11 protein-coding genes are annotated in these 13,744 nt (G+C 72.5%); 2 read left to right on the top strand and 9 right to left on the bottom strand.

The features are described from left to right. Position 1: 1 nt before the first annotated feature. Both ACH4SE_RS30960 and ACH4SE_RS30955 read left to right on the top strand, forming a co-directional pair. A complete protein-coding gene (locus ACH4SE_RS30960; RefSeq protein WP_398546836.1) occupies positions 2-622 on the top strand; it encodes a DUF47 domain-containing protein in 621 nt (206 codons plus the stop codon). Between the two features lie 5 nt (positions 623-627). Then, positions 628-1,623: an anion permease gene (locus tag ACH4SE_RS30955; RefSeq protein ID WP_398546835.1), complete on the top strand. Its 996-nt coding sequence runs from the start codon at positions 628-630 to the stop codon at positions 1,621-1,623. A 108-nt stretch (positions 1,624-1,731) separates the two neighbouring features. On the opposite strand, the gene pstB is transcribed toward ACH4SE_RS30955, so the two are convergent. The 9 genes from pstB to ACH4SE_RS30910 form a co-directional block, all read right to left on the bottom strand. Further along, positions 1,732-2,508, bottom strand: a complete 777-nt coding sequence (gene pstB, locus ACH4SE_RS30950; protein ID WP_398546834.1) for a phosphate ABC transporter ATP-binding protein PstB — start codon at positions 2,506-2,508, stop codon at positions 1,732-1,734. A 54-nt stretch (positions 2,509-2,562) separates the two neighbouring features. Continuing rightward, complete coding sequence (gene pstA / locus ACH4SE_RS30945; protein WP_398546833.1) at positions 2,563-3,639, bottom strand: phosphate ABC transporter permease PstA; 1,077 nt, start codon at positions 3,637-3,639, stop codon at positions 2,563-2,565. Continuing rightward, positions 3,636-4,622 carry a phosphate ABC transporter permease subunit PstC gene (gene pstC / locus ACH4SE_RS30940; protein ID WP_398546832.1) on the bottom strand — a complete coding sequence of 329 codons (987 nt, stop codon included), beginning with the start codon at positions 4,620-4,622 and terminating at the stop codon, positions 3,636-3,638. The genes pstA and pstC overlap by 4 nt, the downstream gene beginning before the upstream one ends. 112 nt (positions 4,623-4,734) lie before the next feature. Further along, positions 4,735-5,901: a phosphate ABC transporter substrate-binding protein PstS gene (pstS, locus tag ACH4SE_RS30935; RefSeq protein ID WP_398546831.1), complete on the bottom strand. Its 1,167-nt coding sequence runs from the start codon at positions 5,899-5,901 to the stop codon at positions 4,735-4,737. A gap of 495 nt (positions 5,902-6,396) precedes the next feature. Continuing rightward, a complete protein-coding gene (locus ACH4SE_RS30930) occupies positions 6,397-6,867 on the bottom strand; it encodes an NUDIX hydrolase (protein ID WP_398546830.1) in 471 nt (156 codons plus the stop codon). Further along, positions 6,864-7,916 carry a CHAD domain-containing protein gene (locus ACH4SE_RS30925; RefSeq protein WP_398546829.1) on the bottom strand — a complete coding sequence of 351 codons (1,053 nt, stop codon included), beginning with the start codon at positions 7,914-7,916 and terminating at the stop codon, positions 6,864-6,866. Before ACH4SE_RS30925 ends, ACH4SE_RS30930 begins: the two co-directional genes overlap by 4 nt. A 160-nt stretch (positions 7,917-8,076) precedes the next feature. Continuing rightward, positions 8,077-10,521, bottom strand: a complete 2,445-nt coding sequence (locus ACH4SE_RS30920; protein ID WP_398546828.1) for an RNA degradosome polyphosphate kinase — start codon at positions 10,519-10,521, stop codon at positions 8,077-8,079. A gap of 1,070 nt (positions 10,522-11,591) precedes the next feature. After that, positions 11,592-12,512 (bottom strand): mycothiol synthase, encoded by a 921-nt coding sequence (gene mshD / locus ACH4SE_RS30915; RefSeq protein ID WP_398546827.1) that lies wholly within the window; start codon positions 12,510-12,512, stop codon positions 11,592-11,594. Next, positions 12,509-13,705, bottom strand: coding sequence for an MFS transporter (locus tag ACH4SE_RS30910; protein WP_398546826.1), 1,197 nt, complete (start codon positions 13,703-13,705; stop codon positions 12,509-12,511). Before ACH4SE_RS30910 ends, mshD begins: the two co-directional genes overlap by 4 nt. Positions 13,706-13,744 lie beyond the last annotated feature (39 nt).

The raw sequence follows: 13,744 nt of genomic DNA, 5'->3' as shown, positions 1-13,744 counted from the left end.
CGTGCGCTTTCGTCTGACCCCCAGGGAGACGAGCTTCTACGACATGTTCGCCGCCTCCGCGGACAACATCGTCACCGGTTCGAAGCTCCTCATGGAACTGCTGGGAGCCGATTCGGCCACCCGCGTCGAGATCGCCGAGCGCATGCGGGCGGCGGAGCACGCGGGGGACGACGCGACCCACGCGATCTTCCACCAGTTGAACTCCTCGTTCATCACACCCTTCGACCGGGAGGACATCTACACCCTCGCCGGCTCGCTGGACGACATCATGGACTACCTCGAGGAGGCCGTTGACCTGGTCGTCCTCTACAACGTGGAGGAGCTGCCGAAGGGCGTCGAGCAGCAGATCGAGGTGCTGGCGAGGGCCGCGGAGCTGACCGCGGAGGCGATGCCCAACCTGCGCACGATGTCCAACCTCACCGAGTACTGGATCGAGGTCAACCGGCTGGAGAACCAGGCCGACCAGATCCACCGCAAGCTGCTCGCACAGCTGTTCAACGGCAAGTACGACGCGATCGAGGTGCTCAAGCTCAAGCAGATCGTGGACGTCCTGGAAGAGGCCGCGGACGCATTCGAGCACGTGGCGAACACCGTGGAGACCATCGCGGTCAAGGAGTCCTGAACCACGTGGACACCTTCGCACTGGTCGTCACCATCGGGGTGGCGCTCTTCTTCACGTACACCAACGGTTTCCACGACTCGGCGAACGCCATCGCCACGTCCGTGTCGACCCGGGCGCTGACCCCGCGGGCGGCGCTGGCGATGGCCGCGGTGATGAACCTGGCGGGCGCCTTCCTGGGCAGCGGCGTCGCCAAGACGGTCAGCAAGGGCCTGATCGACACGCCGGAGGGACGCTCCGGTCTGGGCATCCTCTTCGCCGCCCTCGCCGGGGCGATCGTGTGGAACCTGGTCACGTGGTATTTCGGGCTGCCGTCGAGTTCCAGCCACGCCCTCTTCGGCGGTCTGGTGGGCGCGGCGCTCGCCGGCGGGATCGCGGTGCACTGGTCGGGAGTGATCGACAAGGTCGTCATCCCGATGTTCGTGTCGCCCGCGGTCGGCCTGGTGCTGGGCTACCTGGTGATGCTGGCGATCCTGTGGTTCTTCCGGCGGGCCAACCCGCACAAGGCAAAGCGCGGCTTCCGGATAGCGCAGACGGTGTCGGCCGCGGCGATGGCGCTCGGCCACGGCCTGCAGGACGCGCAGAAGACCATGGGCGTCGTGGTGCTGGCGCTGGTCATCCACGACCCGGGCAGGAGCTTCGACATCCCGATCTGGGTCAAGCTGGTGTGCGCGGCGATGATGTCGCTGGGCACGTACGCGGGCGGCTGGCGCATCATGCGCACGCTGGGCCGCCGGATCATCGACCTGGACCCGCCGCAGGGCTTCGCGGCCGAGACGACCTCGGCGTCGATCCTCTACGCGACCTCGTACATCTTCGCGGCCCCGATCTCCACGACCCACGTCATCACCTCGTCGATCATGGGTGTCGGCGCGACCCGCCGGGTCAAGGCGGTGCGCTGGGGCGTGGCCAAGAACATCGTCGCGGGCTGGTTCATCACCATGCCGGCCGCGGCGCTCGTCGCGGCCGCCTGCTACGGCATCGTCGTCCTCGTCTTCGGCTGACGCGCCCGGCGCGGCAGCCGCGTACGGAATCAGGCCCCGCCCCCCAGTGGGGGGCGGGGCCTGAGCCGTGCGGTGGCACCGCCATGCAGCACCGCACGGCGGCCTGGATCACCCGAAGCGGCCCGAGATGTAGTCCTCGGTGGCCTGCACGGACGGGTTGGAGAAGATCCGCTGGGTCTCGTCGATCTCGATGAGCTTGCCCGGCTGCCCCACGGCCGCCAGGTTGAAGAAGGCGGTGCGGTCGGAGACGCGCGCGGCCTGCTGCATGTTGTGCGTCACGATGACGATGGTGAAGCGGTTCTTGAGCTCGCCGATCAGGTCCTCGATGGCGAGGGTGGAGATCGGGTCGAGGGCCGAGCAGGGCTCGTCCATCAGCAGCACCTCGGGCTCGACCGCGATGGCGCGGGCGATGCACAGTCGCTGCTGCTGGCCGCCGGACAGGCCCGAGCCGGGCTTGCCCAGCCGGTCCTTGACCTCGTTCCACAGGTTGGCGCCCTTGAGGGAGCGCTCGACGATGGCGTCCAGCTCGCCCTTCTTGCGGATGCCGTTGAGCTTGAGGCCGGCCGCCACGTTGTCGTAGATCGACATGGTGGGGAAGGGGTTGGGGCGCTGGAAGACCATGCCGACGGTGCGCCGGACGGTCACCGGGTCGACGCCCGAGCCGTACAGGTTCTCGTCGTCCAGCAGCACCTTGCCCTCGACGCGGCCGCCGGGGGTGACCTCGTGCATGCGGTTGAGGGTGCGCAGGAAGGTGGACTTGCCGCAGCCGGAGGGGCCGATGAAGGCCGTCACCGAACCGGGCTCGATGGTCATGGAGATGTCGTCTATCGCCTTGTGGGCGGAGTAGTACGCGGACAGGCCGCTGACGTCGATGCGCTTGGCCATGGCTGTGATCACTTCTTTTCCGGGACGGTCTGGCTGACTGGTTGCATGGCCGCGTCAGCGACCGCTCTTGGGCGCCTTCCAGCGGGCGACGGCCCGGGCGAGAAGGTTCAGGACCATCACGAACGCGATGAGCACCAGGGCGGCGCCCCAGGCCCGCTGGTAGCTGGGGTCGTTGCCGTTCTTGTACTGCTGGAAGATGTAGTACGGCAGCGACGACTGCGGGTCGTGGAAGGGGTCGGTGTTGATCAGGTTGCTGCCGAAGACCAGCAGCGCGATCGGGGCGCTCTCACCGGCGATACGGGCGACGGCCAGCATCACACCGGTGGTGATACCGCCGATCGACGTCGGCACGACGACCTTGACGATCGTGCGCCACTTGGGCACGCCGAGCGCGAGCGAGGCCTCGCGCAGCTCGTTCGGGACGAGCTTGAGCATCTCCTCGGTCGAGCGCACCACGACCGGCAGCATCAGGATCGCCAGTGCGAGCGAGCCCGCGAAGCCGCTGGCCGGTGCCCGGTCCAGCAGCACGAACCAGATCGACAGGATGAACAGGCCGGCCACGATCGACGGGACGCCGGTCATGACGTCGACGAAGAAGGTCACCCACTTCGCGAGCGCGCCCTTGCCGTACTCCACGAGGTAGACGGCGGTCAGCAGGCCGATGGGCGCGGCGATCAGGGTCGCGATGCCGACCTGCTCCAGGGTGCCGATGATGGCGTGGTAGACGCCGCCGCCGGGCTGGATGGTCAGCACGTTGTTCATCGAGTGGGTCAGGAAGGTGCCGTCGATGACGCCGGCGCCCTTGCTGATCGTGGTCTCCACCAGGGAGTACAGCGGGATGACGGCCAGCACGAAGCTGGACCACACCAGGCTGGTGGCGACCCGGTCCCTGGCCTGGCGGCGGCCCTCGACCTGGGCGGTGATGACGTAGGAGCCCAGGACGAACAGCAGCAGGGCGATCAGGCCCCACTGGATGTGGCTGCTCAGCCCGGCGCCGGCGCCGATGCCGCAGCCGGCCGCGACGGCACCCGCGGCGATCGCCGCGGGCGTCCAGCGCGGCAGGTGGCGGGTCGAGAGGCGTACGGGGGTGGGACGGGCGGCAGCCGGCGTGTCCACGGTCGTGTCGCTCATGCGTTGGCCCCCGAGTATTCCTTACGCCGCTGGATGATGATCCGCGCGGCACCGTTGACCAGCAGGGTGATGAGGAACAGCACCAGGCCGGAGGCGATCAGGGCGTCCCGGCCGAAGTCGTCGGCCTCGCCGAACTTCGACACGATGTTCTGCGAGAAGGTGCCGCCGACCGGGTCCAGGATGTGCGCGGACAGCTCCGGCGAGGCGGACAGCACGGTCGCGACCGCCATCGTCTCGCCGAGCGCGCGGCCCAGGCCGAGCATGGAGGCGCTGATGATGCCGGAGCGCGCGAAGGGCAGCACCGAGAGCCGGATGACCTCCCAGCGGGTCGCGCCGAGCGCGAGCGCCGCCTCCTCGTGCATCTTGGGCACCTGGTTGATCACTTCGCGGGTCACGTTGGTGATGATCGGCAGCACCATGACCGCCAGCAGGACGCCCACCGTGAACAGCGAGCGGGCCGCCGAGTTGGGGTCCTGCTTGTCGAAGACGACCGTCCAGCCGAGGTAGTCGTCCAGCCACAGGTTGAGCCCGCGCAGGTGCGGCACCAGGAAGAGGGCGCCCCACAGGCCGTAGATGATGCTGGGCACCGCGGCGAGCAGGTCGATGACGAACGCGATCGGGCCGCCCAGCCTGCGGGGTGCGTAGTGGGTGATGAACAGGGCGATGCCGAGCGAGATCGGCACCGCGATCAGCATCGCGATGATCGAGCTGATGATCGTGCCGTAGGCCAGGACCGCGATACCGAAGACCGGCGGGTTCAGGCTCGGCGTCCACTCGAAGGTGGTGAGGAAGTTTCCGTGGTCCTTGGAGATCGCGTGGACCGCGCGGGTCGTGAGGAAGACGGCTATCGCGGCCATCACGACGAGCAGCAGGATGCCGGAGCCGCGGGCGAGGCCCGCGAAGATCCGGTCGCCCGGCCGGGACACCTGCCCGGTGGCCCGGTGCGGCTCGGGCTTGGTGGGGGGTGGAGCGGTGGTGGTCATGTGATCGTTTCTCCGGTCTGGGTGGGGGAGGCGCTGGGCGTCCCCCGGCGGCGGTGCACCGGATACGCGGCGGGCCCCGCGACCTCAGGGCCGCGGGACCCGTCGCGCGGGGTCAGGAGAGCGAACCGATGGTGGTGCGCACCTTGGTGGCGATCTCCTGGGGGAGCGGGGCGTAGCCGGCGGCCGAGAGCTTCTGCTGGCCCTTGTCGCTGGCGATGTAGTTCAGGAAGGACTTGGTCAGCGCGAGCGTGTCCGCCTTGTTGCCCTTGTCGCAGGCGATCTCGTACGTGACCAGGACGATCGGGTAGGCGTTCGGCGTCTTGGTGACGTACGCGGCGCTCAGGTCCAGCGCCAGGTCGGAGCCGGTGCCGGCGATCTTCGCGGCACCGATGCCCGCGGAGGCGTTGGCCGTGGTGGCCTCGACCGGCTGCGGGGCGCCGGTGTTGATCTTGACGGTCGGGATGGTGTTGGCGGTCGCGTACGACAGCTCGAAGTAGCCGATCGAGCCCTCGGTCTGCTTCACCAGCGCGGCGACACCGGAGGACTGCGGAGCGGCCTGGCCGCCCTTCGCGGCCCACGCCTTGGCGTGCTCGTACGGCCAGTCGGCGGGGGCGGCGCCCTTGAGGTACTTGGTCAGGTTGTCGGTGGTGCCGGAGTCGTCCTGGCGGTGCACCGACTGGATCTTGGTGCTCGGGAGCTTGGCGCCCGGGTTGAGCTTGGCGATCGCGGGGTCGTTCCAGGCGGTGATCTTGCCGTTGAAGATCTTCGCCAGCGACGAGGCGTCCAGGACCAGGTTGTCCACGCCGGGCAGGTTGTAGCCGATGGCTATCGGGCCGCCGACCATCGGGATGTTGACGCCCTGGCCGCCGGTGCAGACCTTCTTCGACGCGTCGACCTCCTCCGGCTTCAGCGGGGAGTCGGAGCCCGCGAAGGCGTCCGTGCCCTGGTTGAAGTCGACGATGCCCTCACCGGACGACGACGTCTTGTAGTTGATCGTCGAGCCCTTGCAGGCCTGCTGGTAGTCCTTGACCCACGCCTCGATCGCGTTCTGCTGGGCGCTGGAGCCCGACGCCTTGATCTGGCCGGTGGCGCAGGTGATGCCCAGCGCACTGGCGTCACCGCCGGAGCCGCCGGACGTGCTGGCCGCCGAGGTCGACGTGTCCGAGCCGCTGCTGTCGCTGTTGTCGTCCGAGCCGCAGGCGGACAGGACCAGCGCACCGGTAATCGCGACCGCGCCGACGGTCAGGGCCCGCAGCCCGCTCTTACGCTGAAGCTTCACCTTCGTGTGTTCCTTCCGAGAGCCCGCCGGTGCACGGCGAAGCAGAGGGTGGGTGTTACCGCGTCCGGCCGCTGAGGGCTGCCGGTAAGGCCGAAATTAGGCAGATCAGGTGAAGCGACCCTCGGGGGCGAGTGAACGCGGGGTGAACCTCACCCGTCAGCCCGGTGATGTCCCGCCCGTGCCGCGGAGGGCACGCACCTCCAGTCCCGCGGGCCACGTGCCTCGCGCTGCCGCGCCGCCGGGCGAGCGCTTCGCGCAGCCGCGCGGGGTGAGCGTTTCGGGTGCGGCCGCGCCTCCGGGCAGACGGTTGCAGGGGCGCGGGGAACTGCGCGCGCAGCCACCCACCGGCCGAGGTCCGGAAACGACGGCAATCGCCCCTTCGCGCCGGTGACGGCCCGCGCCCCGGTGGGGGCTGAGCACGCAGGAGTCCCGCGCCCCGGAAACGCTCGCCCGGCGCGGCAGCGCGAGACGCCCGCCCCGCGGCGCAGCCGTGCCCTAGAAGGGCTCTCCCGGAGGCGGGGGAGAGCCACCTCCCGGGGAGGCCAGCGCCAGCAGGAGCGCGTCGACGAGGGGCCGGTCGCGGTCGTGCGTGAGGCGGTGGCGGGCGGCCGCCGGAGGGAGCCAGACGATCGCGTCGACCTCCGCGGTGGGGACGAAGGCCCCCGCCCCGGCGCGGGCCCGCGCGGACCAGTAGCGCACCTCCTTGGGACGCCCGGCGACGAGGTAGTGGCGGGACGGCAGCGCGGCGCCCAGCTCGCAGTCGAGGCCGGTCTCCTCGCGGGTCTCGCGCAGGGCGGCCGCGGCGAAGCCCTCGCCGCGCTTGAGCTTGCCCTTGGGCAGGCTCCAGTCGTCGTAGCGGGGGCGGTGGATCAGCGCGATCTCGACGCCGTCCGGTGCGGGGCGCCACAGGACGGTGCCCGCCGCGCGTACGGCGGTGCCGTCCCGGCCGGGAGGGGGCGCGGTCATTCCCGCCGTGCCCCCGGCACGGAGGCCTGCCACAGCCGGGAGAAGGCGAAGCGCGCGGCCTCGACCTCGTGCCGCTGGTCGGCGTGCAGCACGCCGAGGGCGTACGCGGTCGCCGGGGCGATGCGCGGGGTGCGGGCCGCGGCGGCGACGGCCGCGGCGGACTCGGCGGCCTCCCGGTGGCGCTCCAGCAGCCGCGCGGCGTCCGCGAGCCGCTGCGCGTCGCCGCCCTCGCCCCCGGGACGGGAGACCTCGGCGGCGTAGCGGCTGAGCCGCAGCAGGATGCGGACCTGGTGCCAGGGCGCGTCCTGGAGGTCGGCGGTCAGCTCGGCGCCCAGCGAGGCCTGGACGGCCTCGGCGTTGTACGGGTGCGCGGCGCGGTGCAGCGGCAGCGCGGCGACGGCGTCGGCGAGCCGTGCGGACGCCTGCCCGGCGAGCTGCGGCAGCACGCTCGCGGCGGGCGCGGCGGCGGCGGGGGACAGCGGCACCTCGGAGACGAGCACGGCGATGGCGTCGGCCAGCGCGTGGAAGCGCGAGGAGCCCATGGCCTGGAGGGACGCCGAGTGGGCGCGGGTGCGGGCCAGGGTGAGCTGGCGCTCCAGCAGCGCGCCGGCCCGGGCGGCGCCCAGCGCGAGCGGACCGCCTCCCGCGGCGGGCGGCGCGGGCGCGGCGGGCCTGGCGGCGCCGGAGCCCCCCGCGAGCACCGGCTCCTGCCCCTCGGGCGCGGCGACCGACAGCCGCCGCAGCGCGTCGAGCAGCCGGGCCAGCCGTCCGGCGTGCTGCGGCTCGCGGCCCAGGGTGCTGGACAGCCAGGCCAGCTCGGCGCGCAGCGGCTCGGCCCACGCCGGGTCGGTGAGCGACCCGAACGTGTGCAGGGCCCCGCCGATCCGCCGGGCGCTGCCGCGCAGCAGGGCGTCGGCGTCCGCCTCGCTCTCGCCCCGCAGGCTGAGCCCGCGCAGGAAGCCCGCGGCGCGTTCGTGCAGGTAGCGGGTCAGCACCTCGCCGGCGGTGCCGCCGGCCTGTGGCAGGACGTCGTACGGTTCGGCGTTCATGATGGTGCTGGTCCCCGTGTCCCCGTTGTCTGCCGGTGCCCTGCCGCCCCGGGCGGACGGAAGGCGCGGTTGCCTGATCCTGCTCGGTGTCCCCGCGGCCCCTCCCGGCGGCGGGTGCGTCGCCGACCCCCCGCCGGCGCCCGCCGGCGGGGGGACGGGGTCAGGTTGCTGCTGACGGGCCACGTCGGCGCCTCCGGGCGTCGATGAGCATCTCCTGGACGTTGCGCAGCGGGCGCCCGTCGGCGTCGGCGCTGTGGCGGGTCCAGTTCCCGTCGGCCGCCAGGTGCCAGGACGCCGTGGTGTCGGACATCCCGGTCTCCAGCAGCCGGTTCAGGGTGGCGCGGTGCGCCGGGTCGGCGACCCGGACGAGCGCCTCGATGCGGCGGTCGAGGTTGCGGTGCATCATGTCGGCGCTGCCGAGCCACACCTCGGGCTCGCCGCCGTTGCCGAAGGCGAAGACGCGGGAGTGCTCCAGGAAGCGGCCGAGCACGCTGCGGACCCGGATGTTCTCCGACAGTCCCGGCACTCCCGGGCGTACCGCGCAGATGCCGCGGACCCAGATGTCCACCGGGACACCCGCCTGCGAGGCCCGGTAGAGCGCGTCGATCACGGCCTCGTCGACGATCGAGTTGACCTTGATCCGGACGAAGGCCGGGTGCCCGGCCCGGTGGTGCTCGATCTCCGCCATGATGCGGGTGACCAGGCCGTCGCGCAGGCTGCGCGGGGCGACCAGCAGGCGGTTGTACGTGGCGCGGCGCGAGTAGCCGGACAGCCGGTTGAACAGGTGCGAGAGGTCCGCGCCGACCTGCGGGTCCGCGGTCAGCAGGCCCAGGTCCTCGTAGAGCCGGGCCGTCTTGGGGTGGTAGTTGCCGGTGCCGACGTGGCTGTAGCGGCGCAGCGTGTCGCCCTCCTGCCGGACGACCAGCGAGAGCTTGCAGTGCGTCTTGAGGCCCACCAGCCCGTACACCACATGGCAGCCCGCCTCCTCCAGCTTCCTGGCCCACTTGATGTTGGCCTGCTCGTCGAAGCGGGCCTTGATCTCGACCAGCACCAGCACCTGCTTGCCGGCCTCGGCCGCGTCGATCAGCGCGTCGACGATCGGCGAGTCGCCGGAGGTGCGGTAAAGGGTCTGCTTGATGGCCAGCACGTTCGGGTCGGCCGCGGCCTGGTCCAGGAACGCCTGCACGGAGGTGGAGAAGGAGTCGTACGGGTGGTGCAGCAGGATGTCCCGCTCGCGCATCGCCGCGAAGATGTCCGGCGCGGAAGCCGACTCGACCTCCGCGAGGTCGCGGTGCGTGCCCGCGATGAAGCGCGGGTACTTCAGCTCCGGCCGGTCCAGCCCGGCGATCGCGAACAGCCCCGTCAGGTCCAGCGGGCCGGGCAGCGGGTAGACCTCGGTGTGCTTCATCTTCAGCTCGTGGACCAGCAGGTCCAGCACGCGCGGCGCGATCGACTCCTCGACCTCCAGCCGCACGGGCGGCCCGAAGCGGCGCCGCATGAGCTCCTTCTCCAGCGCCTGGAGCAGGTTCTCCGCGTCGTCCTCCTCGACCTCCAGGTCCTCGTTCCTGGTGACGCGGAACATGTGGTGGTCGAGCACGTCCATGCCCGGGAACAGCTCCTCCAGGTGCGCGGCGATCACGTCCTCCAGCGGCACGTACCGCTGCGGCCCCGCCTCCAGGAGGCGCGACAGGATCGGCGGCACCTTCACCCGCGCGAAGTGCTCGTGCCCGGACACCGGGTTGCGCACCACGACCGCGAGGTTCAGCGACAGGCCGGAGATGTACGGGAAGGGGTGCGCCGGGTCCACCGCGAGCGGGGTGAGCACAGGGAAGATCTGCTGCCGGAAGAGCGTCGCGAGCCGCGCCTGCTCCTTGTCGTTCAGCTCGCCCCAGCGGATGACGTGGATGCCCTCGTCCGCGAGCTGCGGGGCGACGTCGTTCTGGAAGCACGCGGCGTGCCGGGCCATGAGCTCGCGGGACCGGGTGAGGATCAGGTCCAGGACGTCCCGGGGCTGCAGGCCCGACGCCGAGCGCGTCGCCACACCGGTCGCCATCCGGCGCTTCAGGCCCGCGACGCGGACCATGAAGAACTCGTCCAGGTTGCTCGCGAATATCGCCAGGAAGTTCGCCCGCTCCAGCAGCGGGGTCGTCGGGTCCTCGGCCAGCTCCAGCACGCGCTCGTTGAACGCCAGCCAGCTGCGCTCGCGGTCCAGGAAGCGGTTCTCGGGGAGGGCCTCCCCGTACTCGCCCTCGGCGGCGATGCCGGCCGTGTCGGCGTCGGGCGCCAGGTCCGGTACGACGCGGGGGCGGAAGGTGCCGAAGCTGTCGGTGTCGTCCTCGGCGGACCCGGATGCGGACCCGGATGCGGATGACGACGCGGATGACGACGCGTGTGACGACGCCGGGTCCGATGCGGATGCGGATGCGGACGCCGATGACGGCGCCGGTGCCGGGGTCGACGCCCGGGCCGGTGCGTTCGCGGCCGGGGTCGAACCCCGGCCCTGCTGGGACCGGCCCTGCTGGGACCGGCCCTGCTGGGACCGGCCCTGCTGGGACCGGCTCTGCTGGGGCTGGACGGGGACGCTGGGATGATTCGTCTGGGCCATGGTGTGCGAGCCCTCCTCCGGATCCGGCACGTGGTACGCGCGGCCGACACCCCCCGTCAGGCGGCCTCCGGCCGTCGTTCCATTGTCGCGTGCGGAGGTGCCTTCCGGCAGGTCGGGGGAGTACGGCCGGTGGGGGGCGGCGGGTTGCATCCTGCGATGCTGGCGGGTGCGGTTGAACCGCCGGTAACGAGAGTCTTGCCGTCAGGCAAGCGCAGCGCCTCCGGCGGGGTTCCCTGGCCCTGTCGGGTGACGCCCTCGTACCTGCGTTCCCGTACGCCGGGCGGGTGACGCCGGGGGTGCGGTGGGGTGGGGTGCGGTCGCTTTTGCGCTGCGGGGTGCGGCGTGGGGTGTGCCGCGCGATCTTCTGCCGGTGGGGGCTGGTCGCGCCGTTCCTCGCGCCCCTGGGGGGGTGCCGCTTGCGGTGGGAGTTCGCCGTTCCGCCCGGTGGGGGCTGGTCGCGCAGTTCCTCGCGCCCCTGGGGTCATCCGGCGGGGCATCGCGCACTTCGTGCGGTGGGTGGGGTCGGGTGCCACTCCGGGGGTACCTCCTAGGAATGCGCGTCTGACCTCCCCCGGTAGGTGGCGGGGAGTGGGTGCGCATTCCTGCGGGGGCACCCCCGGATCGTCCCCCTCCCGGTGTCTCGTGGGCGGCTGCCTGCCGGTGGGGGTGAGGTTGTCCGGGGACTGCGGTTCGCCCCCGACGGCGGCGCACCCCCACGAGAAGGCCGTCAGCCGACGTCGAATCTGCACGGGTGGTGGGGGTGGGAACACCCCGCGCCGCCAGGCGCGGGAAACCCCGGCGGCGGGTCAGCCGCCCACGCACCCCCGGGCGGGCACCGCCCGAGGCGTCCCCCGCGGCGGGGCACCCGCCCACGTACCAGCAAGCGGGCACCGCCCGAGCGCGGCGCCGCCAGGCGCGGGAAACCCCGGCGGCGGGTCAGCCGCCCACGCACCCCCGGGCGGGCGCCGCCCGAGGCGTCCCCCGCGGTGGGGCACCCGCCCACGTACCGGCAAGCGGGCACCGCGCGGGCGCCGGCGGGGAGGGGTGGGGGCCGCCCTCGGAGGGGACGGCTAGCTTTCGGTGCGGTACATGAGGTCGACCTCGTGGGTCGTGAAGCCGAGGCGTTCGTAGACGGAGACGGCGGCGGTGTTGTCGGCGTCGACGTAGAGGAGGACGCCGGGGAGGCCGCGGTCGGCGGCGAGGTGGCGCAGGCCGATCGTGGTGAGGGCGCGGCCGAGGCCGCCGCCCTGTTCGCCGGGGGCGACGGCGACGACGTAGACCTCGCCGAGGCCCAGGTCGGCGTGCACCTTCGTCCAGTGGAAGCCGACGAGGCGGTCGTCGCGGAAGGCGAGGAAGAAGCCGGCGGGGTCGAACCAGGTTTCCGTCTTGCGGTCGTCGAGGTCGCGCTGGGTGAGGGAGCCCTGTTCGGGGTGGTGGGCGAAGGCGGCGGCGTTGACGGCGAGCCAGGCGGCGTCGTCCTCGCCGGGGCGGAAGGTGCGGACGGTGACGCCGTCGGGGAGGGCGGGTGCGGGGAGTTCGTCCGCGTCCAGCGGGCGCCGCATCTGGCGCAGTTCGCGGAAGAGCTGGAGGCCGAGCTGGACGGACAGGTGGCGGGCGGCGGGGTGGCCGCCGTGGGCCCAGACGCGCAGCCGGCGGGCGGTCGCGGCGAGGAGTGCGTCGCCGAGGGCGCGGCCGTGGCCGTGGAGGCGGTGCCGGGGGTGGACGAGGAATTCCGCCGCGGGCGCCTCGACGGGGTCGGTGTCCTCGATCTGGGCGTAGCCGGCGAGGATGTCCTCGCCGTCGTCGCCGTCGGGGGCCCACAGCAGCAGGTGGCGAACGCCGGGCCGGCCGGGGTGCCGTACGTGCAGCCGGCCCTGTTCGGACACCGCGGGCTGGCCGTCGGCCTTCGCGGCGTCCGCGATCAGGTCCAGCACCGTGTGTGCGGTGCTGCTGGGCAGTTCCGTCAGGGTGTCGATCCGCCGGGTGCTCATGCCGGAATGGTACGGGCCCGGTCGGCGGGGTCGGCGGCGGGCACGGCGCGGGGGACGGGAATCAGCCCTGCGGAGGCGCAGGTGGCGGCCGCGGCGAGGGCGAAGCCGGGCCAGTAGCCGGTGGCGCTGATGAGCGCGGCCATCAGCGGGGGGACGACGGCGGCGGTGAGGTTCTGCCCGGTGTTGTGGACGCCCAGGGCGCGTCCGGACCAGGCGGGCCCGGCGTGCTCGGCGGTGGAGGTGAAGGACAGCCCGTTGGTGCTGGAGGTGATGCCGATCGCGGCGACCAGCAGGATCGGTGTCAGCGGTGACGGGAAGGCGCTGCCCAGCGCGGTCGCGCCGACGACGGCCCCGGTCAGCAGCGCCAGTTGCCGCATGGGCCGCAGTCTGCTGCCGACCCGGTCGGACCACCGCCCGGCGAGGATGCGGGACAGCGCCCCCAGCCCCTGTGCGGCGGCGATGAGCTGCCCGGCGTGGACGGGTGTCCAGCCGCGTACGTCGACCAGCAGCACCAGCGCGAAGGCGCCCGCGGTGAACTGCGGGATGACGAGGAGGGCCGCCGAGCCGTGGATGCGCCACAGCAGGGAGGAGCCGCGGTAGGGGTTGGGCGCGGGTTCGGCGGTGGTGGCCTGCGGGCGGACGGGGTCGGCGGCGAAGACGGCGATCAGGACGGCGATGACCCCGCACGTCACGGCCAGGAAGCCGAAGGCGCCGGCGAGGCCGTGCCCGTTGGCGAGCGGCGGCATGGCCAGTGCGGCCACGCCCATGCCCAGCGGTGTGGAGGTCTGCCGGATGCCCATGGCCAGCCCGCGCTGCTCCTTGCCGAACCAGCCCATGACCAGCCGTCCGCTGGCGGAGTAGACGGACGCACCGGCGGCTCCGGCCAGCGCCAGCAGCGCCCCGAGCGCGACCATGCCGTGCACGCCCCATGCGGCGGCGGCGAGTGTCCCGGCGGCCCCGCCGAGCCCGGCGGCGATGACCAGCCGTTCCCCCCAGCGGTCGGCGGCGGCGCCCCATCCGTACAGTGCGAGCACCAGGCCCACGGTGGGGCAGGCGACGAGGACGCCGACCTGTGTGAGGGTGAGTCCTTCGCGGCCGCGCAGCTCGTCGGCCAGGTACGGCACTCCGTAGACGAAGGCGCAGGCCGCGGTCTGCGCGGCGGTTCCCAGGCCCAGCATGATCCAACGCCGCATGTCCGGCGCACCTCCCCGATGTGGATGGTGTGCCCAAGT

Source organism: Streptomyces sp. NPDC020983 (genome assembly GCF_044333485.1).
GTDB lineage: Bacteria > Actinomycetota > Actinomycetes > Streptomycetales > Streptomycetaceae > Actinacidiphila.
Note: the sequence above shows the minus strand (reverse complement) of the source record. Positions and strands in the feature narration are given on the sequence as shown.

Excerpts from the sequence above, each read along its gene's own strand:
- pstB (WP_398546834.1), bottom strand. The coding sequence starts at position 2,508 with ATGGCCAAGCGCATCGACGTCAGCGGCCTGTCCGCGTACTACTCCGCC.
- pstA (WP_398546833.1), bottom strand. The coding sequence starts at position 3,639 with ATGAGCGACACGACCGTGGACACGCCGGCTGCCGCCCGTCCCACCCCC.
- pstC (WP_398546832.1), bottom strand. The coding sequence starts at position 4,622 with ATGACCACCACCGCTCCACCCCCCACCAAGCCCGAGCCGCACCGGGCC.
- ACH4SE_RS30930 (WP_398546830.1), bottom strand. The coding sequence starts at position 6,867 with ATGACCGCGCCCCCTCCCGGCCGGGACGGCACCGCCGTACGCGCGGCG.
- ACH4SE_RS30925 (WP_398546829.1), bottom strand. The coding sequence starts at position 7,916 with ATGAACGCCGAACCGTACGACGTCCTGCCACAGGCCGGCGGCACCGCC.
- ACH4SE_RS30920 (WP_398546828.1), bottom strand. The coding sequence starts at position 10,521 with ATGGCCCAGACGAATCATCCCAGCGTCCCCGTCCAGCCCCAGCAGAGC.
- mshD (WP_398546827.1), bottom strand. The coding sequence starts at position 12,512 with ATGAGCACCCGGCGGATCGACACCCTGACGGAACTGCCCAGCAGCACC.
- ACH4SE_RS30910 (WP_398546826.1), bottom strand. The coding sequence starts at position 13,705 with ATGCGGCGTTGGATCATGCTGGGCCTGGGAACCGCCGCGCAGACCGCG.